This is a genomic window from Bacillus cereus group sp. BfR-BA-01430 (assembly GCF_022663115.1).
Classification (GTDB): Bacteria; Bacillota; Bacilli; order Bacillales; family Bacillaceae_G; genus Bacillus_A; species Bacillus_A cereus_BD.
This window is the reverse complement of the sequence record NZ_JAKUEW010000001.1, coordinates 488418-511648: the sequence shown is the minus strand read 5'-3', so window position 1 is coordinate 511648 and position 23231 is coordinate 488418. Positions and strand designations below refer to the sequence as shown.

The following is a 23231-nucleotide window of genomic DNA, read 5'->3' as shown; positions in this document are numbered from 1 at the left end:
GAATCGCCCCTTCTTTTTTATAATAAAATCCTCTCTAAACTCAGACTTTCTACTCACAACATATCCATAAATGAGAGAACCTAAAATTTATAACTAAGCATGAGCAGGGTTAAAAAACCCTGCTCATGATGTCTTATCCTTTAAGTTGTATATCATTCATCAACTATCATTACATCAAACCGTACAAGCTACACATTCTTCCACACTTAACTTACGCGTTCTTGTATAATACAGACTCTTTAAGCCTTTTTTATGTGCATAAATGTAGTAACGCGCTAACTCTCGTGTAGAAATATCACTATTTACATAAAGAATCGTACTAATTCCTTGATCAATATGCTCTTGAATCTCTGCAATTAAATCAATCAGTTTAAACTGATTCATATCATAAGCAGACTTATAATACCAGAACGTATCTTTTGATAAGTACGGCATTGGATAATATGTTGTCGCATTTGCATATGTTCTTGATTCAATTTGACTTACAATTGGCATTACGCTTGAAGTTGCATTTTGAACATAACTAATCGATTGTGTTGGCGCAATAGCTAAACGATATGAGTTGTATAAACCGTACTTCTGAACCTCTTCTTTTAGACTTGTCCAATCTTCTTTTGTTGGAATATAGATTCCTTCAAATAACTGTTGTACTTTCTCTGTTACAGGGCTGTAATCTGCTGTTTCATACTTTTCAAAGTACGTGCCATTTGCATAATCCGACTTATCAAAGTCTTTAAATGTTTCGCCCTTTTCTTTCGCAATACCCATACTCTTTTCAATCGAGTAGTAGTTTAACATCATAAAGAATGTACGAACAAATTCTTTCGCTTCTGCACTTTCATAAGCGATTTTATTTTTCGCTAAATATCCATGTAAGTTCATAGCACCAAGTCCAACCGAATGAAGCTCATCATTTGCTTTTTTCACAGTTGGTGCATTTGGAATAACAGTCATATCAGAAACAGCTGTTAAAGCTTCCATTCCTGCATGTACCGCTTCACGAATTTCTTTATTCTCCATTACGTTTACAATGTTTAATGAACCTAAGTTACAGTTAATATCACGACGGATCATGTCATCTGTACCGTAGTCGTTAATTTCGGATGTTTCTTGCAATTGGAAGATTTCTGTACAAAGGTTCGACATCTTCACAGTTCCAATATTTTTTAATGGATGTTGCTGATTCGCATTCGATTTAAACATTAAGTATGGATAACCAGACTCAAGCTGAATCATCGCGATCTTAATGAGCATATCACGCGCACTTAAATCTAGTGGCTTTTTCTTCACATTTGGATTGCTCATTAACTCATCATACATTTCATCAATATCAATATCATCTAAATGTTTTCCGTACTCTTTATATACTGTATATGGTGCGAAAACATGGAATGGTTCATTTTTCTCAGCAAGCTCAAAGAACTTACTTGGAACGATAATACCGATTGATAGAGACTGAATACGGCTCTTCTCGTCGGCATTTATTTTTTTTGTATCGAGAAATTCAATAATATCCCAATGGAAAATGTTTAAATATACTGCACCGGCACCTTTTCTTTGCATATTGTTACTCCATACCTTAAAACGTATGGGGGATAGTCATTTCTGCTACCCTCTCTATATCGCTATAGAGTTCAGACCATATCTTCTTCTCACCAAATTCTTTGTTTAGCCACTCATCATGTTTTTGATGTACCTGTTTGTTCTTTTGATTAACCTCATATTTACTTTTACAAATAGGACATATTTTTGTTATAAAGCTCTTTGTTCTCCCCATAACTAGATATACCCTTTGAATTTGGTTGGTTTGAGAAGCCAGGTTCGAGCTATATAGTCACCTACATAACTACTTGGTCGTTGAACCTTCTCCATATCTAATAGACTTAGGAGCTCGGCTGCTGATTTCCTGCAATCTTGGTTTTTTAGGGGGCGCTACGTAATTTCTTCGTAGTATCCTACCTCGATATACTCAGGCGTTCCAGCAATTGACCCGGTTTTATAGTTGAGCCATAAGTTAACCCAACTGATTCGCATATGAAAACGAATCTTCTAACAATTTCATAACTGGTACAACACCACTTGCTGCGTTCTCGATTCCTTTAATTTGTTCACCGCGTGCGCGCAGCTTAGATAAGTTCAAGGCTACTCCGCCACCGATTTTTGATAACTGCATCGCCGTATTAATATTAAACCCAATCGAATTTAAGCTATCATCCATCTCTAACAAGAAACAAGACACCATTTCTCCTCTTCTGCTTCTGCCGGCATTTAAAAAGGTTGGTGTCGCTGGTTGATAGTTTTGTTTCACGATCATGCTCGCAAATTGTTTTGCCTTTTTCACATCACCGCGTCCCAAATATAAGGATACAATTGCTACACGATCTTCATAGCTTTCCAAGTATTGCTTTTGATCATTTGTTTTGAGCGCATAATCTTTATAAAACTTAGATGCTGCCATATAAGATTGGAACTTAAAGTTTTCTCCGTACGCAATATCGTATACTGCTTCTACTTCCTCCAACTTATACTCGTCCAAAACGTTGTAATAATAATCGTGTTCAATCATATACTTTATTCGTTCTGCCACGCTATCAAAATGAATGGTATTCGCTCTCGCTTCTTCCATAAAGACTTCCAATGCTTCTTTATCTTTATGAAGCTGATAGAAACCATCTTGCATTTGCGTGATTTCATTATTCAGTTCAATGTGTCGCAATCTCCCGCACCCTTTCCTTAAAATATTCTACATCTTTATTTGTTCCAGATAACTCAAATTTTGATACAATAGGTACTTCGTATTTGATTGAAATTTTATCTGCACTCGCTCCAAACATATCTCCCCAGTTGCGATTGCCACTTGCAGATACGCCTTTTAAATTTGCATTATTGCGTTCTAAAAATTCTAAAACACGTTCTGGCACATTTCCAAAACCTGTTGTATACGTAATAAGTACAAACTCTTCATCTATTACTAGGTCCTCACTAATTTGAACGGCCGGCATATTTAATTTGTTGATGAAACGCTTCACGTTCCCTGTCATAGAATCATATGCAATTAACATCTCCGACCCTCCCTTTCTTCCTTTTATATCTCGCTGCCGATTCTTGATTTCCCTATATATTGTATTACGTTTTAAAATAAGACACAAGATATATGTATAAATTCTTTCTTTTTTTAACTTTTACTTTTCGACATAAACAGTCGTTTTTTTTAATACAATGACTATGAAACAACATTCTAAAACTCATGTCAATAAAGTGCTTTTCAAAAAAGTTGTCAATGAATTTAACCATTTTCGCAAAAATGTTAAGAATCATTTTTGTGAAAAACGGGAAATGCTGGAGAATTCCTTTTCTCCAGCACACACAAAAAAGAACAGACTGTATGTTGTAATCTGTTCGAAACCGGTTACACATTATCTATATTGTACAAATCAGAAATACGATTCTCTAAATACATATACTCATTTTGTTACATAATAAAAATATCATTACAATGATAAAAGACAATTATGAACGCACATCCATATATTTATTCGTGCGACTGGATTGTAAAACAAGTGCATCATACTATACGAAACTTTTTATCCATTTATAATATTTAACTTTGAAACATCTTTTATAAAAATGTGATGAAAATTTTCTTCTTTATCTTGAATCGTAAATACTGGTGCCTCTTCATCAAAATATACAACAGTTCCTTCAACATGTTGATATGTATGTTGCACTTTTACTGTCGTTTCAATTCTGTTCCCTTGCTCATAAGCAACTTTTATTCTTTCCACGACCTCTTTCATATGCTTTCGTCTCTCAGGAAACATAACCATGCCAACAAGCCTTCTCCCAGCTTCATCTTTCCACATATAGTCCCAATGCGGCAAAGCTCCTTGTTTAAACTCTCCCATAAATCGCCTCTCCTTTACCTCTTATTATGAACGTGGGGTTTCCGTATATGTATAAATAACCTGCCCACCGCGCTGTGCATTTCCAATAAAATGTTTAAAATCTTCTCGATCTACTAAAACTTCTCGAAACGTATAAAATACATCTTTTGTTACAACATACTCTTTTATCTCACCATTTTTCAATTGATCTAAAATTGTATTTGCTAATTGTTTATCCATGTATTTCACCTCTCTGCAATATTCTATCTTATCTTTTACCAGTCGACAACGGTAATTTTATCTTAATTCGGAAAGAAGTATCATACCGAATCATCGAACGACGGCTACCTACTTATAAACCTAAAGTGAGGAAATCTCTATGTTTCTTACGAACTAAACAAATGATTCACCTTATTTTACATGATCAATCTTATTATAATAGCTTCTTTAAAAAGCTCTCTCTATTATGAAGCATTTCGAACTTTATTTTATGTTACAATAAGATTAACAATTAGGAGGGATACTATGATTCGGAAAGCAAAAAAAACAGATGCGAGCGCAATCGCTCCGCTATTGTATAATGCTCTGCATGAAATTGCTGAAAAACTCACCGGTGCAAAAGAGAAAACAGAGGTATTAAAAGGCCTTGAAGATTGGTTTTCCAAAACAGGGAATCGATTGAGCTATGAAAACTGTTTCGTTGAAGAATTAGATGGGAAAGCAGTTGGAATTATCGTTGCTTACCACGGAAGTCATGCAAAACAGCTCGATGCTCCCATTGTAAAACACCTGCAAAAACTACACCAAGATTCAACTATTACGTTAGAAAAAGAAGCAGAATTAGATGAGTATTATATCGATACATTATCTGTTTCAAGCAAATATGGCGGACGAGGAATTGGCTCCCAATTAATTAAAACGGTTGAAAATAACGCCTTCGACAAAGGATATGAAAAAATTGCATTGCTTGTAAATTTAGAAAACATAAGAGCTTTCTCTTTATATAAAAAACTTGGCTATGAAGAAGACAAGACTGTCATGCTTGTAGGTGAGCCGTATGCTCACTTAGTAAAACCGCTCTTAAAAAAGACTTTCGTTTCATAATAAAAAGCACGCGATTCACCGTTTGAATCGTGTGCTGTTATGTTAAATTCGTCTTTAGTTTCGTTCCGTTTAAAGCTTCATGAAATGTATATTCTGTACATCCCCACGGCTTTCTATGAAAGATAGGTGGTCCAACCCAACCTCTCGTACGTAATTCCGTACCAATCATCGTATTAAAATAACTGTGGCCTACAAGCGCAATATGGCCATGAACAAGGGCATAATCAATAAGTGTATCAGCAGCTTGCTTCGCTCTCTCCCGTGCCTCTCGATACGATTCAACCCCTTTAGAGTAGCCTATGATCCATAACGTACGCCCTACTATTGTCCATATTTTTGGTTTACATTTTATCCACTTGGGAGCAAAAAAATGAGATGGTACCTCTACTTCTCGAAAAAGTTTATTTTGGATAAAAGATAAAGAGTTGGTTAACTCTGCTGCTGATTGCACAGCACGTTTTTGATTACTTGTCACAACTAACTTGGAAGATTCAATCGCTTCAATCGTTTCACGTGGTATACCTTCCTCTGCCCTCATATCCTCTTCATCATAGCATTTCAGCCATTCATGAAACGCAGTAACTGTCATTGGATTTACACAACGATTCAAGCGACCGTGACGAATAAAAGAAATTCGCATATTCTTCCCTCCTCTTTCACCGCTCATCAACCATATAATGATGCACGGATTTCTTATTGTCATCATACCATGGAGAGGAAGAAAGACATACTCTTACATATCTGAACCGCTTTCATGTGTTGAAATAGCATGCAATCCATCCAATCCATCAAAATATGTATTCGTATCATGATGACGAATTGTTTTTAATTGCTTATATGAAAATAGAAATAAAAGAATCGTAATAAAGCTTCCTACAATTTCAAATAACATCGCTGTCGCTCCTAGCTTCTAGTATATTAGCTGGTCATCATCCCTATTTTCATCTTAAAAATAGCAGAATCAATCATTGTTTATGAAACTCTTTCTTTTATTATACTCCTATATAGTAACTTCATCACAATTTTATCTCCTTTCTTCCTTTCAACATATCTTTACAAATTTCTTATGAAAAATAAACATTTTTCAAATTCCCTCTTTGGAAACATTTACAAACGAAAAAATATAGTTCAAAATAGAAGAAACTAGAAAAAAATTTATTTTTTGCTAAAACTGTAATAAGGAGCGTTGTTCATGGAAATCGCAAAGACTGGGGATATTATCGAATTTAAAGACGGCATGCAAGGACGTGTTCAAAAAGTAAATAAAAATTCCGTTATTGTTGATATAACAATTATGGAGAATTTTAGAGAATTAGATGTGGAACCTCTTACAGTTGTAAACCATAAAAATTATACCGTAATTAATCAATATGCATAACTTCCTAGATAAAAAGGATCTGTACACAACGTACAGATCCTTTCTCATCAACGGTTATCAACTGTTTCCGGATATAAATCATGATTCATCATGCGATACTCTGCCATTTTCTCATACTTCGTACCTGGGCGCCCATAGTTACAATATGGATCGATTGAAATACCACCGCGTGGCGTAAATTTCCCCCACACTTCAATATAACGCGGATCCATTAATTCTATTAAATCGTTCATAATCACATTCATACAATCCTCATGAAAATCACCATGGTTACGGAAACTAAATAAGTATAACTTTAATGATTTACTTTCCACCATTTTTTTCTCAGGAATGTAACTAATATAAATTGTTGCAAAATCTGGTTGTCCTGTTTTTGGACATAGACTTGTAAATTCAGGACAATTGAATTTCACAAAATAATCACGATTTGGATGATTATTATCAAAAGTCTCTAAAATTTCCGGGCTATATTCAAATAAATATTTTGTATTTTGATTTCCAAGCAACGTTACATCTTTTAAATCTTCATCTAATCTTCCTGCCATCTTTAAACATCCCTTCTATTCACTTATACGCCTCGCTTATTTCCCCATACTAAGGCATGAAGCTGAGGTAATACTTTTGCATCATTCATTTCTTTACTATGAACCGCCTTTTCAATTAACCATTCATATTTCTGTAACAATTTAGGAATTAACACTGCGTCCTCTGCTGTTTTTGTATCATCGTTTCCAACCTGTAGGAAAAATGGTACATGCGGATAACGTTCATGAACTTTCTTTGCGTATTCAAAGTCATCATCATCAAAGACAACTACTTTTAAACTCATATTTTTATCTACTAATCTTTCTATTACTGAGTCTAACATCGTAAAATTTGTTTTCATTTTTGAACTTGGCGGTTTCGGTGAAATTGTGATTTCATCTATATTCAAAAGCCATTCTTTCCATTTACTCCCTTGCGTTTCAATGGCGGTCCGAATGTTATTCTCTTTTAATATCTCTAAAAGTTCTTTCATATGTTTCAGTAACACTGGATTCCCACCTGAAATTGTTACATGTGAAAAATTTTCTCCACCAATCTCAATAAGTTCCTTCCAAATTTCGTCTGGAGTCATTTGTCGAATCTGATCTTTTGCCGATCCATCCCAAGTAAAAGCAGAATCACACCATGCGCAACTATAGTCACATCCTGCTGTACGAATAAACATCGTTTTTTGGCCCACAACCATTCCTTCTCCTTGAATGGTTGGACCGAATATTTCTAAAACGGGGATTTTACTCATCGAGCATCCACTCCCGTCTTACTTCTGCATAACTTGTCGGTGTTTCAAACAGACGGACAAATTCAACTCGAACTCCTTTATACTCTTCTGCTCGGTTTCCTTTTGTTAATGCCTCTGTCATTTTCTCATAAATCCAAACGACCATATTTTCCGCAGTCGTATTCATCGCTGGTAATGTTTCGTTTAAGTAGCGATGATCTAAATAAATTTCAATTTCATTTTTCCAAATTTCTTTTATATCTCCAAAGTCAATGGCAATACCAATTTCATTTACATATCCACTAATTCCAAAGACAACTTTATAAGTGTGCCCATGTAAGTTTTTACATTTCCCATCATAGCAGTGCAAATGATGAGCTGCATCGAATGTAAATTCCTTGCTGACCATTACTCGTTTATTATGATATTTTAATTGTTGACGCTGAATATCCTTATCTATTTTTTGCAAGTTTTCTACAATACGAAAACCGAAGAAGTTTTGTTCCATTATGCCTTCGCTCCTTCGCGTTCTTGTAGATACGTATCTAAACCTGCTTTGCGAAGTTTACATGCTGGACATTCACCGCATCCATCGCCAATGATTCCGTTATAACACGTTAAAGTCTTTTCTCTCACAAAATCAAATGCACCTAATTCATCTGATAGCTTCCATGTATCCGCCTTATCAATCCACATAAGCGGCGTATGAATGACAAACGGATAATCCATAGATAAATTTAATGTAACATTTAATGATTTTACAAATACATCACGACAATCAGGATAGCCACTAAAATCTGTTTCGCACACGCCGGTTACAATATGACGCGCTCCTACTTGTTTCGCTAAAACAGCTGCAAATGATAAGAACAGTAAATTTCGTCCATCGACAAATGTAGATGGTAATTCACCTTCTTCATGCGTAATTTCGATATCTGTTCTTGTTAAAGCATTGGGAGCAAGTTGATTTAACAGGCTCATATCGAGTACTGTATGCTTAACTCCTAACTCCTTTGCAATATTCGCTGCACATTCAATTTCTAATTTATGACGCTGATTATAGTTGAACGTTACAGCCTCTACTTCTGCAAACTGTTGCATAGCCCAAAATAAACATGTTGTACTGTCTTGACCACCACTAAAAACAACAACTGCTTTCTCTTTTTTCATTTCACTCATTCTCCTTCTCTATTATAAATAAGAAGAAAGAACGTTCTTGAACTGTCATAATAAAAAAACAAAACAATACCTTAAGATATTGTTGTTCTCATAGTTTTTTATAGAGGGAGTTCGCGAACCTCTCCCATGTTATAACATGGAATTTCTTCTTTCGTTGACAAAGCATATTGTATCATACTGTGCAGAATCAGGGAAATATCTAATTTTTTTATCCTTATTTAGAAAAAACGTGATGACAATCCATCACGTTTTTTCCGTTTCACTTACAAGTTCAGCAAAAGCTTTTACTTTTCCATGTGGTTTTTGATTTTCTTTCCTTGCTTTCCAAGCGCGTTCTTCTTCTTTCTTCTTTTTGGACATATTCTCAGCTCCTTTCTATCTTTGTATTATTCCAAGTATGATCAGAAAAAATTCTTTCATCCTAATAAAAAAAGTGAGTCAATCGCTCACTCACTTTCTTGCCTATAAAAAGGTGACTATCTTTGTAAAATAGCATGTTTCGCCTCTTTTAATTGGGTAAGATGTCTTTGTTCATGTAAATCAAGAAATTGAATCCATTGATACAAACTAAGTTCTTGAAAAACCGGATGTTTTAATGAATTTTGGCATAGTTCTTTTTCATCTATAATACTATGAAGCGTATGAAGTAGCTCTTGTCTTGAGTGTTCTAGCAATTGAATTCCTTGTTGTTTTTTCATAAGTGTTTCTGTAGGTTGCATTTGTTGAGGAGCTTCGCGTTTATACGTTCGATCAAGCGTTAACTGGAGGTCTTTAAATGGAACGAATTTTCCTTCTCTTTTCTGCAGGGCATATACAAGCGCAGATGTAACAGACTGTTCCACTAAATGTAAATGATGCATAATTTGAATGATACTCCATTTATCACGCCGTGGTTTTATGTTTACGTCTGTATCATTTAGCATTTCAACTTCTGATAATAATGCATGTCTTGTTGCTTGCAATGATTGCAGCAATGTCTCCAAACTTATATTCGATTGAATCATACATTTCCCCCCTCTTTTTTGGTGAAAAGAGGTGCTTCTTCATGTAGAAACACCTCTTTTCAATAAATCTGAATTTTCTTTTATTATCTCATTATTTTATAAATGTGTCGATGAGAAACAGAACAAAAACAGCATATGTTTTTTACAATTTTGTGTCCTCTACTGCATGTAACCACGCGTGAATGTCTTTCATAACTCCTTGTACACACCCTTCTGCAAACGGAGATGTTAAATTCGCAGTTTCTACTAATTGTAAAAATGACTGGCTTCCACCTTGTTGGCAAAGATTCACATAATCATCCCATGCTTCTTGTCTATTCTCCCTTGCCCGTTTCCAAAATTGGAGCGCACAAATTTGAGCCAATGTGTAGTCAATATAATAAAAAGGTGCATTATAAATATGTCCTTGGCGTTGCCAGAATCCACCGCGCTCTAAATAATCATTATTTTCATAATCACGATGAGGTAAATATTTCTTTTCTATATTCCGCCATGCTGCCTTTCGTTCTGCTGGTGATGCTTCCGGGTTTTCATATACGTAATGTTGGAATTCATCAACAGACACACCGTATGGTAAAAATAATAATGCTGAACTTAAATGAGAGAAGTAATATTTGTCTGTATCTTCTTCAAAGAATAACTTCATCCATGGCCATGTGAAAAATTCCATACTCATGGAATGAATCTCACATGCTTCATATGTCGGCCAATTATATTCTGGAATTTCATACTTGCGGCTTTCATATACTTGAAATGCATGGCCAGCTTCATGTGTTAATACGTCAATATCTCCAGACGTTCCATTAAAGTTTGAGAAAATGAACGGGGCCTTATAATTTTCAATATATGTACAATACCCACCGCCAGCTTTTCCTTTCTTCGCAACTAAATCTAATAAATCATGATCTAGCATGAAATGAAAAAATTCATCCGTTTCCTTTGATAACTCTTGATACATCGTCTTTCCATGGTTGATAATCCAATTCGCATCCCCTTTCGGAGTCGGATTGCCTGTTGCAAATTCAAAATTTTCATCATAATATGCTAACTTCTCTACACCAATTCTTGTTTTCTGTCTATTTCGAAGTTCCGTTGCAACTGGGACGATATAATCTAATACTTGTTTCCGATAACTTGCAACCATTTCCGCATCATAATCTGTACGATACATTCTCGCATATCCAAGTTCGACAAAGTTTTTAAAGCCTAGCGTTTTGGCAATCTTTGTTCTCACTTTCACAAGCTCATCATAAATGCGATCTAACTCTTCTTCATGTTCTGCTAAGAAACCATAGTATGCTTCACTTGCTTGTTTCCGCGTATCTCTTTCATTTCCTTGCATAAAAGGAATGAGTTGTGATAGCGTTCTTTCTTCTCCTTGAAATGGAATTTTTGCACTAGCTAACAACTGTGTATATTGCGAAGATAATTTATTTTCGATTTGTAAGTCTTTTACAACTTCATCTGAATATGTTTTTACGTCACATTCTGCTAATGCAAATAATTGATTTCCATAGTAGACCTCTAATTCTGCACGAAATGGAGAACTTAATAATGCTTTATAATACTTTGTTACATACCCTTGTGCCACTGGATCATATTCATCAAAAAAATCTTGTTCTTCTTTATAGAAAGTATCTGTTGTATCTATCGAGTGACGAATCGAACAAAGAGTGCCCATTGTCCCAAAATCATTGCGAATCCGATTAATAAACCCAATCGCTTCTTTTTGTTCTTCTACTGTTTTTGCAGTTTCAAAGCGTTCTAAAGCTGCGGTGAAGTTTGTTTGGAACTCTTCTATATTCGGACGTTTATATTCATAATCTTTAAATGACATAGAAAATATGCCCCCTTTCAATTATATGTATCTATTTATAGTTCTATTTCCCTTACCCTTTCTCCTGTTATTTTCCAACAAAATTCGTCAGAACATAACGATTTGCTCTATAAACGAAACATGTTCATTCACTTTTTATCCTCTAAAAAGTGAATGAACAAAAAACTTTAGATCATTTATCCTGCTATTTTAAAGCAGTAAGGACCCATAATCAGTGAGGGATGAAGCCCCCACTGATTAAAGTTTCACTTTATTAAAAGCTTTTTTGATCACATATCACTTTTCATATTTCCCAATCTTTTTCAGTAAAGTTAACAACTCTGCCTTTTCTTCTTTTGTTAACATTTCAAAAGATTGATGTATAAGCCTCTCGTGATTCGGAAAAATAGAATCAATCAGCGTTGCTCCGTCCTCAGTAAGTTCCGCATATATAACACGTCTGTCATTCGGACACGGAGTTCGCTTCACAAGTCCCTTTTTTTCTAACTTATCTACCACATATGTAATACTACCACTAGCAATTAATATACGCTCTCCAATTTGTTGAAGAGGTTGCCTTCCTTTATGGTATAACAATTCTAACACAGCAAATTCAGTTGGATTTAATCCATTACTTTGTATAGACTTGTTTGTTGTATCCATAATTGAGCGTTGCACACGTGATAACGCAATAAATATCTTTAAAGATTGCGAAATTTCTTCTCGTATATCGTTCGACATTATATTCTTCCAACCTTTCGTGTAAATTCTAAAAATGAAAGACACTCTACATCATAACTCATTCTCCATGTTCATTTCTGACTGACTGATTGCTCACTCATCTTTTATCTCTTTACATATTCCCATTCTCATATTCCGGTAATTTCCCTGAATAAAACATGACAATTTTAACATAGTTTATATATAATGATAATAAAAAAGAAGGAGTAGCAACTTTGAGTAAAAAACTTCGTGGCACCACTTTGTATATACTACTTGTTATATTACCCACAATCGGAATTGGTGTAACATTTTATTCGTACCATACTTATCAAATGAAAGAAGAAAACAAACAAGCTGCTCATACGATTTTATTTGTATATAGGGATTATCTCGATCATCATATTGGCGAAGCGATTTCTGCACTCGAAATGCTCGCTATGGTCGTAAGCACAGAAACAGGAAACAGAAACGGTATCAAGCAAGTACTTCATGAGACAGATACGAACGACGAACGGTTTTCTGGTCTATATTATACAAATTCTGATGGAGTCATAACTGTTGCCTCAGAAGGACTAACAGCTCCTGTCAATGTTTCAGATCGTTTTTATATTAAAGAAGCTTTTCAATCTAAAAAAACAACTGTATCATCTGTAATTACAGATCGTGTACTTGGCCATCAAGCAATTATGATTGCTACGCCAATTCTCACAAAACATACGAAAACTTCTGGTCTATTACTAGCCAGTTTACGTTTCGACTATATATCAGCTACTTTAAATGCTATTAAACCGCAATATCATTTTGAAGTAACTGATCAATATGGTGTAGTCTTCCTGAAGGATCATAATAACGAACAAAATGAACAGCATCCAAATATACTTTCTACTCCACTCCAAAAATTAAATTGGAAAGTATCTGTTGCTCCATTACCTATCCATACAAAAACGTTATATCAAATGGTTATTGTAGAATGTCTTGTCACATTATTTTTAATGACGATTTTATCTTTATTAATTCAAAATATGTTATTAAAGCGACAAGCACGTTTAGAACGCCAACAAAATGAAATGCAAAAGATTGAGTTAGTTGGAACTTTTGCAGCTAGTACAGCTCATGAAATTCGCAACCCGCTAACTGGAATTAAAGGCCTTGTTGCTTTATTGAAAGAAAAATATACATTAGAACAAGACCAATTCTATTTTTCAGTCATTGAACAAGAAATCGAACGTATTAATGAGATTGTTAGCGAATTTCTCATTCTTGGTAAACCGACGGCGATTATGGAAGACAAATATGATATACGAGATATCATGAAAGAAGTTTCATTAATTATTCGATCAGAGGCAAATCTATATAACATTACATTTACTTTGCATTTACCTGATCATCCTGTTTACATACGCTGCTCAAAAGATCATATGAAACAAGTGATTTTAAATATTACAAAAAATGCAATTGAAGCTATGTCATCTGGTGATACATTAACGATCATTATAACCAGCAATCAAGATCATGCGCAATTACACATTATTGACACAGGAAAAGGAATCCCAAAACATATTCAAAAACACCTCTTTCATCCGTTCTTTACTAGTAAAGATACTGGAACAGGTCTTGGACTTGTTATATGCAAACGAATTATAGAAATGTACGGTGGTCGTATTCTAATAAAAAGTAAAGAGGCTCAAGGAACAACTGTGCAAATAGAACTTCCGCTAGATTCAGTATAATTATCCTTCTCTTTGGAGGATAATTATACTTATTTCATAAAACCGGTTACAAGCATTTTCCAAAAATCAGTTGATTTTTCTTCCCATGCAATTTGAAAGATCGGTAGTTTAGTGAAAAATAGCCATCTTGACGATTGTTTTTCTTTGTAACGTTGATACTTCACAATCAGCTCGTCCAATTCTTGGCTCACTTGAACGGTTTCCTTATTGGTTAATCCATATGTCAATCCTAAATGAATCATTTCTTCACGCTTCATATGAATATCACGTGAAAGTTTTTCCATTGTGTACTTCCTTTTTGCTGTAAACATTCATATCCCCCTTATTCTTCCCATACTCTCATCCTTGTTTTTTCTGTTCATCACATAAGCTTTTCAGCATCCATATTCAAGTTCGAATACTCAGAAATTTTAACAATTTCTCCCTGTAATTTACAAATCTTTATCCTCACCTTGAGAATTATTACAAATTATTCTATCTTTGTAAATACATTCGCAATAATAGACATTTTTTTTATATTATTTTTTTACAATACGTGGACAAACGCTGTCTTTCCGTTATTACCTTATTTTTCTTCGACATTTTTTGTTTAATTTAGATAAAAAAGCAAATCATAATAATGATGTTATTTCTTCCTATCTCCAGGTGAACGCATCGAGTGCAGTAGGTACATATATCTTTTTTAAAAAGCGATTTATTTTATCCCGCTATTTTAGGGCAGTAAGACCCCCACCTCAAGATTCAGAGAAAAGCAAGGAGGATAGGTGGGAGATTAACTGCCCGTAACAGCCCGATTGGTGAGGGCTCATAATCCGTGGGGGATGAAGAAAACCCCCACGGATTAAAGTTTCACTTTATGAAATAGAAAGGAATTTCATATATGCGTAAACACATACTTACATTTATATTATTCATTTTGATTCCATTTCTTATATTCCCGATCAACACACATGCTCATACGAATAAAGTAGCTATTGTAATCGATGATTTTGGAAATAATATGAAGGGAACGAAAGAAATGTTATCTCTTCCAATCCCACTTACAGTTGCGGTTATGCCTTTTCTCCCTTCCACTAAACAAGATGCAATCGCCGCTCATAAAAAGGGACATGAAGTGATTATTCATATGCCAATGGAACCGATAAACGGAAAAAAAGAATGGTTAGGACCGAAAGCTATTACAACTGATTTAAGTGACGATGAAATTAAACATCGAATGGAACAAGCAATTGAAGAAGTACCATATGCAATCGGTATGAATAACCATATGGGATCAAAAGTGACAGCAGATGAACGAATTATGCGAATCATACTCACTATATGTAAAAAACATGGTTTATTTTATTTGGATAGTAAAACCAATTCAAATAGTGTCATCTCAAAAATTGGAAAAGAGTTAGATGTTCCGATTATCGAAAATCAAATGTTTTTTGATGACATCTATACATCATCACACATTTCGAAACAAGCACAACTCCTTCTACAAAAAATAAGAAAAACATCTGTTGTCGTAGCAATTGGCCACGTTGGACCGCCAGGAGAAATCACTTCACGTGTCATCCAATCTACTATTCCAAAAGTACGGGAACATGCAGATTTCATTTTTCTATCTGATCTTGTCCTATCTCCTCCTGTTTCTAAGCAAAAATAAGAGAACAGCGTATCACTGTTCTCTTATTTTCTTAAATATAATCGACATGACTGACTCGAAATCCTTTTTTCTCTAGCTTAGCTATTAATTGCTTGAGCGCTTTATCATGTAATTCATCTGTAATATTGACAATAACACGCCGAATGTATTGATCTCCATTATCTAATGTAAATAGTCCCCCAATATGATACGATTTTAGTACTGTTCCTATCTCTTTCATCGTTCCTTTACAATCCTGCGTTGCAATTGTAAGTATATGTCCACCTGTTCGCATGCCAAATGAATCTTCAATCACATCAAATATGTTAGAATGTGTTAATATCCCAACAAATTCACTATATTCATTCAAAACGGCTAGAAACGGCAGACGTCTAATCATATAAAACGCCCGAAAAAAAGAATCTTTTTCAAAAATAAATGCAGCTTGATCCTCACATATGTCCTTTACATATATTCCTTTTACTCCACCTCCACATTTTTGTTCTAAAATATCTACTTTATAAATGATTCCTTGAAAGTGTTTCTCATCTTCTGCCAACACAGGAATGGCCCGATATCCATTTTCATTCATTATACTTAGTGCTTTTTCTTCCGAATCATGGCTTTTACAAAAAACCACCTGCTGTTTCGGCAGAAAATGATATTTAACTCGCAAAATATGTTCCCCCTCACATTCACATGTAATCTATATATAATAAGGAGACCTATATTTTATGAGTAAAACTAATATTAAAACGCTTTCATTACCTAGTTTATAAATAAGGAATATTTCACATTACCGAACTCTTTGCTCCTTTAATCATCAACAACTTTACGTGATAGTTCATTAAATATTCAAGTCCTTCTAACCATTTTTTCGTTTCTTCTGGTGTTTTCCCCCAAACAATCATTCCATAATTATGAACAAGAACAACGCCCCCGTCCTTTGTAAAGTTTGGAACACTCTCCTCTAATAAATCTGCAAATTTCTTTTCATTTTCTACAATCGGAATCGTTAGCTCTTCTATCCCTTCCGATCCAAAAATACGTTTCACGCTCCCTTTTTCAAATGTTACTTCTCCTTCTTTCCCATATAACTCTGACATTAAATGGCTATCTACTGTCTGGACTTGTAAAATACATTCTGCATTACTTTTCTTATAAATATCAGCATGCATAAAGGATTCAATAGCTGGCTTTTGATCAGTTTCAAAAACAGGCTCACACATACTGTTTACCACAATAAAATCTTCATCAACAAATAAGCCTTTATCCTTTCCTTCTATATTCACTAAAAATGTTAATGGTTCTTTTGATGTACACATAGACAAACTAATTTTTGTTCCATAAAACCAATCACGAAGTGCCAATTCCATCTTTACATTCTTTAACTCTTTCCATTTCTTTAGAAAAAATAACATTTCGTCACCCCCATGGTAATCTCACGATCATTTCTATGTAAAAAGAAGTATTTTTTGATTATTCTAAAAATTTAATTGAATTATTACATGAGAACGCTTTTTTGTCAATACGATTTCTCTATCTCAAAAAAGAGAGAATTCCATCAATCCTAAAATAAAAAGCCCTTTCTCATAGGGCTTTTTTGTTCATCATTTGAAGGATTTGACTTTTTTCTTGCTCATTAATGACCCGCAGTTTCTGCAATATATGAGCATACAGTACTAATTTATTGTATATGCGTTCCGACATCCTCGTCCCCCTCTTTCCTTAAGTCAACTTTTTTTCGTTGGTAAATTATATGAACAAGTTGGGAAAATGTGTCCATTTTTTTGCACAAACACAACTTTTTTTATACGCAAGTAATATCGACTCCCACCTTAAGGTGTAGAAAAACAAGGCAGATCGATTGGGAATAAGTAAATTTCACTTTATATTTAACTCATTGTCCACCGAATATGATGTTTAGCAATCTCTTCTTCAAAACTATATGGCATTCTTTTATCACAAATGACATGTTGAATATGAGAAAACCCTGCAATTCGATAATTTCCTTTCACGTCAATCTTCGTATGATCACAAAGAATAAATGTTTGTTCTGCTAATTGAATCATCGTCTCTGATAACTTTGCTTTTTCCAGTTCAAAACTTGAGGCTCCGAAACTTGGTAATAATCCATCGATTGAAATAAAAGCCTTATGAAAATGGAATTGGCGAATCATCTGCTGTGAAATAGAACCTGATACACGAGAATGCTTTGGAGATACTTTCCCTCCAATAAATAGCACTTCACCATGAAACATATTTTTATTAATAGAAGAAATAAGTTGTGTTGCAACTGGAAAGGAACTTGTTACAATCGTTAAATTTTTCCGATGTATGAGATAGGGAACCATTTGAAGTGGTGTACTTCCATCGTCAATTACAATGACATCTCCATCTTCCACAAATGTCGCTGCTTTATAGCCAATTCTCTTCTTCTCCTCTATATGTAACATTTTCCTTTCTAACATAGATGGCTCTGTCCCCACTCCTGGCAATTGAACAGCACCACCGTACACCTTTTTCAACTTTTTTTCACGATCTAATTCTTCTAGATATCTACGAATTGTTTCTGTTGATACAGAAAACTCTTTTGCTAATTCGGAAACTTTTACTTTCCCTTTAAACTCTACTTTTTCAAGAATAGTACGCTTTCTTTCTTCTCCAGCAACAGACATTCTTTCACCTCGTTTCATTCACTGATATAGGCAACCTTTTCTCAGCTCTATATGCTGAATTCCTCTTATGCAAAATACGTTTCTTTCATTTCAATCAAAATCTAAATTTGCTTCTCGACAAATTTTACTTGCTCCGCTTAAACAAAATACTTTCATCCAATCACAACTCCTTCAGAAATACAATCTACTAATTGATGAATATCCCTTTCATTCACATCACCAATATTACCAATTCGGAATGTATCTACCTTTGAAATTTTTCCTGGATAAATAACAAACCCATGCTCTTTTAACTCTTCATATAACTGCTGAAATGTAAAACCTTCCCCTGGATATAAAAAAGATGTAATAATAGGGGACTGATATGTTTCATCTAATAATGGCTCAAAACCAACTTCTCTCATTCTCTTCACTAGTACTTGTTGATTGTTACGGTAGCGGGCATTTCGCGCTTTCACTCCTCCCTCTTCTTCTAACTCGAGCAAGGCTTGATAAAACGCGCGTACAGTATGAGTTGGCGATGTAAAACGCCACTTCCCATTTTGAAGTTCCATTGTTTCCCACTGGTCATAAAGGTCTAATGATAAAGAACGAGCCCTTCCTTTACATTTTTCTAATTCCGTACGTTTTGCAATGACAAATCCAAATCCTGGAACACCTTGCATACATTTATTTGCACTGCTAATCATAAAATCAATTTGTAAATTAGCAACATCCATTTCCACCCCGCCAAAACTACTCATCGCATCTACAATGGTAACTTTTCCATATTGTTTTCCTAACCGGCATACATCAGCGATTGGGTTGATTATTCCTGTTGTTGTTTCACAATGCACTACCGCAATATGCGTAATTTCCGAGTCTTTTTGTAATATCTCTTCTACTTCTACAAGATTCGTTGGTTCCCATTCATTTGTATGGCTCTCAGCAACATGAATATGTAATGCTTTTGCTATTTGAACCATTCGCTTTCCATATGCTCCATTCGTACAAACAAGCAACTTTCCTTCTTTTGGAATGACGGATCCAATAACTGATTCCACGGAGAATGTACCGCTTCCTTGCATGAAAACAGTTGTATAACATTCCTCTTCTTTCGTCGCTAATGATACAAGACGTTTTCGTATTTCTTGTACGAACTCGTTATATTCCGTATCCCATGTGCACCAATCATATAGCATTACTTCTTTGACGGTTTTTGTTGTTGTTAATGGTCCTGGCGTTAATAATAAATAGTGATTGTCCTTCATGATTATGCTCCTTTTAAGAAATGATCAGTTCTTGTTTTTCAATATGTTCAATTACTTGAGGTAACTCTTTCATTGTTTCGATTACATAATGAGCGCCGCTTTCGATAAATCGGTTCCGGACAACTTCCATTCTCTCTTGAAGTTCCACCAAATCCATACTTTCCACTTCTTTTTCTGTCAATCCTAGTTCACTGCTACCAAGAATGATACCAACCGTCCACATTCCTGCATTTCTTCCTTCCTTCATATCTGAAATTGTATCTCCAACTTTCATCATATGCTTCATTGGGTATACATGAAGTTGCATCGCATTTTGATAACACATCCATGGATAAGGACGGCCAGCTGGAACATCGTCTGGTGTAACAAGGTAATCTGGTTCATATCCTTGTGCTTTTGCTTCTCTTGCTACAATATCCATCATTTCTCTTGTATATCCTGTTGTGGAACCAATTTTCATCCCTCGACTTCGTAAATAAGCAACTACATCTTTTACTCCAGAAATCGGCGTTGCATAACGCGGTAAAATGGAAAAGAGAATCTCTTCAAACTCTGTATACATTTCCTGAACATCGGCTTCTGTTGGTAACTGTCCAAAAACTCGCTCCCATTCTCCACGTATACGAGGCATTTCTGCTAATGCACGAACATGATCAATTTTTAGTAATCCCATCGGCTTGCGTGCCTCTTCAGCCGTAATCATAACACCGCGATTTTTAAAGATTTCCATAAACACTTCAAGTGGTGCAAAACATCCATAATCAACTGTTGTACCAGCCCAGTCAAAAATAACAGCCTCAATTTTCATATAATTTCTCCTTTTTATCTTTTCTGCCATAATGATGTTCGCCTGCGAACAGCCCTTGTTCCCCATTCATAAATCGCTCTCACGACAATATTCGTTACAACAACTAACACACTCATCGCAGCTGCCGGAGCCACGTTTCCGGCATCGTCCATATTTACAATGGAAACAGCTGCTAATTTAAAATCAGCTGCATATAAAAAGACAACCGCTGACACTGTAACCATTGAATTCACAAAATAATACATCACCATTTCTAAAATTGCTGGTAAACACATCGGTACGGTCACTTTGAAAAACGTTTTGTAAAAAGGAATGCCCAGCGATTGTGAAACAAGTTCAAACTCTCGGTCTAGTTTCTTTAATGCTGTCGTCGCTGTAACAAATGTTACAGCATAAAAATGAATCATATTTACCAGTACAAGAAGCGCGATGGTGCCATATAACGAGTGAAATGGATTTGTTACTTCCCACCAAAAAAATTGAAGAGTAGGCTGACTAAAGAAAAAGACATATCCAAGCCCCAGCACTAATCCTGGAATAGCTAGCGGAATAATCGAGAAAAAATACCCTACTTTTCTAAAAAACGCTAACTGCTGAATTTTTTCAATGATGTAAGCAAATGCAAAAGTGACAATTGCTCCAATGACAGCTGTTATACATGAAACGATTACACTATTTTTGAAAGCTTCTATTCCATCTCCTGTTAAACTTGAAAAATTGAAGTGTTCTAATGTAAATGTCATGTTATACGGCCATACTTTCACACTTGCTGCCACTCCAACCGCAACAAATAATAAAATAATCATCAGCGTAATGACAGCGCAGTACATAAATGAAATGATATCTCTTTTCTTATTTGGTGTGATCCGGTATGGTACAGCTTTGGAAGATAAAAAGTTTGCTTGTTTTCTATGCGTAATCCGATCCACCATAAAAGCAAATAGGGCTGGAAGTAACAATATCATTCCAACAGTTGCCCCCATTGGTATATTTTGTTGTCCAATGACTTGTTTATAAACATCCGTCGCAAGCACATTATATTGTCCTCCCACAATTTTAGGAGCACCGAAATCAGTAAAACTTAGTGTAAATACAACGAACATAGCGCTAATTAATCCATATTTTACCCCGGGCAATGTAACAGAAAAAAACTGTTTCATCTTGCTCGCACCTAGCATATTTGATGCTTCATATAAACGGTAATCAGCTCCTTGAAACGCAATGAACAAAATAAGAAACGCTTGTGGAAATGTGTACATGACTTCAGCGATCGTAATTCCAACAGGGCCATATAACGGAATCTGAATCCCTTCAAATAAACCAAATAGACCCTTTGTTACTAATCCTTGATTTCCAAACAAATATGTAAGCGCGATGCCATGCATCATCGTCGGCGCAAACAATGGTAACAATGCAATGTATTGAAATATTCGCTTCCCAAAAACGTTGGTCCTTGCAATGGCATAAGCATACATAAAAGCAAGTGTAACAGAAATCACAGTTGTCATTCCCGAAATCCAGACCGTATTCTGTAAAGATTGTATTAACGTTGGTGTTGTGAAATATTTACTAAAATTTGCAACGCCAACAAATGTACCATCTTTATCATAGAAAGCTTGTGCAAACAGTTGTAACAGCGGTAAAACGAGCATAATTAGAAATGCTACAAGTACGCCAAAAATGAGTACTCTTTGTAACCACTCTTCCTTCCCAATACTTCGTTTGACTGTTTTTCTAGAAACTTCTGCTTTATAGTTTTCTAATATTTCCATCTAAACAATGACCTTCTTTCCGTACGACAGCATATGCTTCTCTGAAAAAGTGATTTGTAAAGTCTTCCCTTTTTGAATATGCTGTTTTTCGGCTACAGACGCTAATATATCAACAACAACTCTCTCATTATAAAGATGCGTCCCCTCTTCAATTACACGCACTTCCGCTCGATATACAGAGCCTCGAAATTCCATACTTTCGACAACTGTTTTCAATCCATTCTCCTCCACAATCATTATATGTTCAGGACGAATGGCTTGACTTCTATCATTTTGCGAAAAGAAATTAATAGAACCAATAAAGTCTGCTACAAACGGATTAGCTGGTTTTTGATAAATCTCCTCTGGTGTTCCAATTTGCATAATCTCAGCATGATTCATGACAACAACTTTATCAGCCATTGTTAATGCCTCTTCTTGATCATGTGTAACCATAATTGTTGTCACACCTACTTTTTCTTGCAATTCTCGCATTTCTTTACGTAATTTCTCACGTACTTTTGCATCAAGTGCAGACAATGGCTCATCAAGCAAAAGAATATGTGGAGACAGCGCGAGTGCGCGTGCAAGTGCCACTCGCTGCTGTTGTCCGCCAGACATTTGAGCAGGATATTTATCTTTTACATTCAACAAATCAACAAGTTCTAATGCTTCGATTGCTTTTCGCTTGATTTCTAGTTTTGAATATCGTTTGGCTTTCAAACCATATTCAATATTTTCAAGCGCAGTTAAATTCGGAAATAACGCATAGGATTGAAAGACCATTCCTACATTTCGTTTTCCAGGAGGCAACGCCGTTATATCTTTTCCGTTAATCGAAATACTTCCTGCTGTCGGTTCTTCTAAACCAGCCAAAATACGAAGTAATGTCGTTTTCCCACAACCACTCGGTCCAAGTAAACAAACAAATTCATTCTTTTTTACTGTAAAAGAAATATCTTTTAATGCTGTAAATACATCAAACTGCTTTTGTATATGTTGAATGGATAAATATTCGCTCATTTTCTTCTC

26 protein-coding genes, 1 pseudogene and 1 riboswitch are annotated in these 23231 nt (G+C 35.1%); of the genes and pseudogenes, 4 read left to right on the top strand and 23 right to left on the bottom strand.

The window, feature by feature from the left end; translation table 11 throughout:
* Positions 1–174: 174 nt before the first annotated feature.
* The 5 genes and pseudogenes from MR058_RS02640 to MR058_RS02620 all read right to left on the bottom strand — a co-directional run bounded on the left by MR058_RS02640 (position 175) and on the right by MR058_RS02620 (position 4124).
* Positions 175–1590 carry a ribonucleoside-diphosphate reductase subunit alpha gene (locus MR058_RS02640; protein ID WP_396021417.1) on the bottom strand — a complete coding sequence of 472 codons (1416 nt, stop codon included), beginning with the start codon at positions 1588–1590 and terminating at the stop codon, positions 175–177.
* A 427-nt stretch (positions 1591–2017) separates the two neighbouring features.
* Positions 2018–2716 (bottom strand): annotated as a pseudogene (locus MR058_RS02635) (ribonucleotide reductase N-terminal alpha domain-containing protein); the annotation flags it as partial.
* Positions 2703–3062 carry a class Ib ribonucleoside-diphosphate reductase assembly flavoprotein NrdI gene (gene nrdI, locus MR058_RS02630; protein ID WP_087098101.1) on the bottom strand — a complete coding sequence of 120 codons (360 nt, stop codon included), beginning with the start codon at positions 3060–3062 and terminating at the stop codon, positions 2703–2705. The gene nrdI and the pseudogene MR058_RS02635, both read right to left, overlap by 14 nt.
* A gap of 522 nt (positions 3063–3584) precedes the next feature.
* A complete protein-coding gene (locus MR058_RS02625) occupies positions 3585–3905 on the bottom strand; it encodes a hypothetical protein (RefSeq protein WP_242142514.1) in 321 nt (106 codons plus the stop codon).
* 24 nt (positions 3906–3929) lie between these two features.
* Positions 3930–4124, bottom strand: coding sequence for an abortive phage infection protein (locus MR058_RS02620; protein WP_242142513.1), 195 nt, complete (start codon positions 4122–4124; stop codon positions 3930–3932).
* A gap of 285 nt (positions 4125–4409) precedes the next feature.
* Between MR058_RS02620 and MR058_RS02615 the strand changes: the two genes are divergently transcribed.
* A complete protein-coding gene (locus MR058_RS02615; protein WP_242142512.1) occupies positions 4410–4988 on the top strand; it encodes a GNAT family N-acetyltransferase in 579 nt (192 codons plus the stop codon).
* A gap of 37 nt (positions 4989–5025) precedes the next feature.
* Here MR058_RS02615 and MR058_RS02610 read toward each other — a convergent pair whose 3' ends face one another.
* Positions 5026–5628, bottom strand: a complete 603-nt coding sequence (locus tag MR058_RS02610) for a histidine phosphatase family protein (RefSeq protein ID WP_242142511.1) — start codon at positions 5626–5628, stop codon at positions 5026–5028.
* A gap of 93 nt (positions 5629–5721) precedes the next feature.
* Positions 5722–5880 carry a hypothetical protein gene (locus tag MR058_RS02605; protein WP_242142510.1) on the bottom strand — a complete coding sequence of 53 codons (159 nt, stop codon included), beginning with the start codon at positions 5878–5880 and terminating at the stop codon, positions 5722–5724.
* Positions 5881–6180: 300 nt separating this feature from the next.
* On the opposite strand from MR058_RS02605, the gene MR058_RS02600 reads away from it, so the two are divergent.
* A complete protein-coding gene (locus tag MR058_RS02600) occupies positions 6181–6366 on the top strand; it encodes a YkvS family protein (RefSeq protein ID WP_242142509.1) in 186 nt (61 codons plus the stop codon).
* A gap of 47 nt (positions 6367–6413) precedes the next feature.
* Here the strand turns inward: MR058_RS02600 and queF are convergent, their stop codons facing one another.
* From queF to MR058_RS02560, 8 genes are all read right to left on the bottom strand, one after another.
* Positions 6414–6911 carry a preQ(1) synthase gene (queF, locus tag MR058_RS02595; RefSeq protein ID WP_011984146.1) on the bottom strand — a complete coding sequence of 166 codons (498 nt, stop codon included), beginning with the start codon at positions 6909–6911 and terminating at the stop codon, positions 6414–6416.
* A gap of 23 nt (positions 6912–6934) precedes the next feature.
* Entirely contained in the window at positions 6935–7651 is a 717-nt protein-coding gene (gene queE / locus MR058_RS02590) for a 7-carboxy-7-deazaguanine synthase QueE (protein ID WP_242142508.1), read from the bottom strand.
* Positions 7644–8138 carry a 6-carboxytetrahydropterin synthase QueD gene (gene queD / locus MR058_RS02585; RefSeq protein ID WP_242142507.1) on the bottom strand — a complete coding sequence of 165 codons (495 nt, stop codon included), beginning with the start codon at positions 8136–8138 and terminating at the stop codon, positions 7644–7646. The genes queE and queD overlap by 8 nt, the downstream gene beginning before the upstream one ends.
* A complete protein-coding gene (queC, locus tag MR058_RS02580; RefSeq protein WP_242142506.1) occupies positions 8138–8800 on the bottom strand; it encodes a 7-cyano-7-deazaguanine synthase QueC in 663 nt (220 codons plus the stop codon). The genes queD and queC overlap by 1 nt, the downstream gene beginning before the upstream one ends.
* A 93-nt stretch (positions 8801–8893) precedes the next feature.
* A riboswitch (PreQ1 riboswitch) is annotated at positions 8894–8937 on the bottom strand.
* A 115-nt stretch (positions 8938–9052) separates the two neighbouring features.
* Positions 9053–9169, bottom strand: coding sequence for a DUF6254 family protein (locus tag MR058_RS02575; RefSeq protein WP_242142505.1), 117 nt, complete (start codon positions 9167–9169; stop codon positions 9053–9055).
* 116 nt (positions 9170–9285) lie between these two features.
* Entirely contained in the window at positions 9286–9813 is a 528-nt protein-coding gene (locus MR058_RS02570; protein ID WP_242142504.1) for a DinB family protein, read from the bottom strand.
* Positions 9814–9955: 142 nt separating this feature from the next.
* Positions 9956–11650 (bottom strand): M3 family oligoendopeptidase, encoded by a 1695-nt coding sequence (locus MR058_RS02565; protein WP_242142503.1) that lies wholly within the window; start codon positions 11648–11650, stop codon positions 9956–9958.
* Between the two features lie 276 nt (positions 11651–11926).
* Positions 11927–12373, bottom strand: a complete 447-nt coding sequence (locus MR058_RS02560; RefSeq protein ID WP_242142820.1) for a MarR family winged helix-turn-helix transcriptional regulator — start codon at positions 12371–12373, stop codon at positions 11927–11929.
* A 212-nt stretch (positions 12374–12585) separates the two neighbouring features.
* On the opposite strand from MR058_RS02560, the gene MR058_RS02555 reads away from it, so the two are divergent.
* Positions 12586–14082, top strand: coding sequence for a DUF3149 domain-containing protein (locus MR058_RS02555; RefSeq protein ID WP_242142502.1), 1497 nt, complete (start codon positions 12586–12588; stop codon positions 14080–14082).
* 29 nt (positions 14083–14111) lie between these two features.
* Here the strand turns inward: MR058_RS02555 and MR058_RS02550 are convergent, their stop codons facing one another.
* Positions 14112–14393 carry an aspartyl-phosphate phosphatase Spo0E family protein gene (locus tag MR058_RS02550; protein WP_242142501.1) on the bottom strand — a complete coding sequence of 94 codons (282 nt, stop codon included), beginning with the start codon at positions 14391–14393 and terminating at the stop codon, positions 14112–14114.
* Between the two features lie 569 nt (positions 14394–14962).
* Between MR058_RS02550 and MR058_RS02545 the strand changes: the two genes are divergently transcribed.
* The gene (locus tag MR058_RS02545; RefSeq protein WP_242142500.1) at positions 14963–15733 is read left to right on the top strand and encodes a divergent polysaccharide deacetylase family protein; all 771 of its coding nucleotides are present in this window, start codon (positions 14963–14965) and stop codon (positions 15731–15733) included.
* 31 nt (positions 15734–15764) lie between these two features.
* Here the strand turns inward: MR058_RS02545 and cbpA are convergent, their stop codons facing one another.
* The 7 genes from cbpA to MR058_RS02510 all read right to left on the bottom strand — a co-directional run bounded on the left by cbpA (position 15765) and on the right by MR058_RS02510 (position 23222).
* The gene (gene cbpA / locus MR058_RS02540; protein ID WP_242142499.1) at positions 15765–16388 is read right to left on the bottom strand and encodes a cyclic di-AMP binding protein CbpA; all 624 of its coding nucleotides are present in this window, start codon (positions 16386–16388) and stop codon (positions 15765–15767) included.
* 115 nt (positions 16389–16503) lie between these two features.
* Positions 16504–17133, bottom strand: a complete 630-nt coding sequence (locus tag MR058_RS02535) for a class II aldolase/adducin family protein (protein WP_242142498.1) — start codon at positions 17131–17133, stop codon at positions 16504–16506.
* 474 nt (positions 17134–17607) lie between these two features.
* On the bottom strand, positions 17608–18390 hold the full coding sequence (locus tag MR058_RS02530) for a DeoR/GlpR family DNA-binding transcription regulator (RefSeq protein WP_242142497.1): 783 nt from the start codon (positions 18388–18390) through the stop codon (positions 17608–17610).
* A gap of 152 nt (positions 18391–18542) precedes the next feature.
* Complete coding sequence (gene phnW / locus MR058_RS02525; protein ID WP_242142496.1) at positions 18543–19640, bottom strand: 2-aminoethylphosphonate--pyruvate transaminase; 1098 nt, start codon at positions 19638–19640, stop codon at positions 18543–18545.
* A 13-nt stretch (positions 19641–19653) separates the two neighbouring features.
* Positions 19654–20448 carry a phosphonoacetaldehyde hydrolase gene (gene phnX / locus MR058_RS02520; protein ID WP_242142495.1) on the bottom strand — a complete coding sequence of 265 codons (795 nt, stop codon included), beginning with the start codon at positions 20446–20448 and terminating at the stop codon, positions 19654–19656.
* Positions 20449–20462: 14 nt separating this feature from the next.
* Positions 20463–22220: a putative 2-aminoethylphosphonate ABC transporter permease subunit gene (locus MR058_RS02515; RefSeq protein WP_242142494.1), complete on the bottom strand. Its 1758-nt coding sequence runs from the start codon at positions 22218–22220 to the stop codon at positions 20463–20465.
* Positions 22221–23222: an ATP-binding cassette domain-containing protein gene (locus tag MR058_RS02510; RefSeq protein ID WP_242142493.1), complete on the bottom strand. Its 1002-nt coding sequence runs from the start codon at positions 23220–23222 to the stop codon at positions 22221–22223. It lies immediately after the preceding gene.
* Positions 23223–23231: the final 9 nt, after the last annotated feature.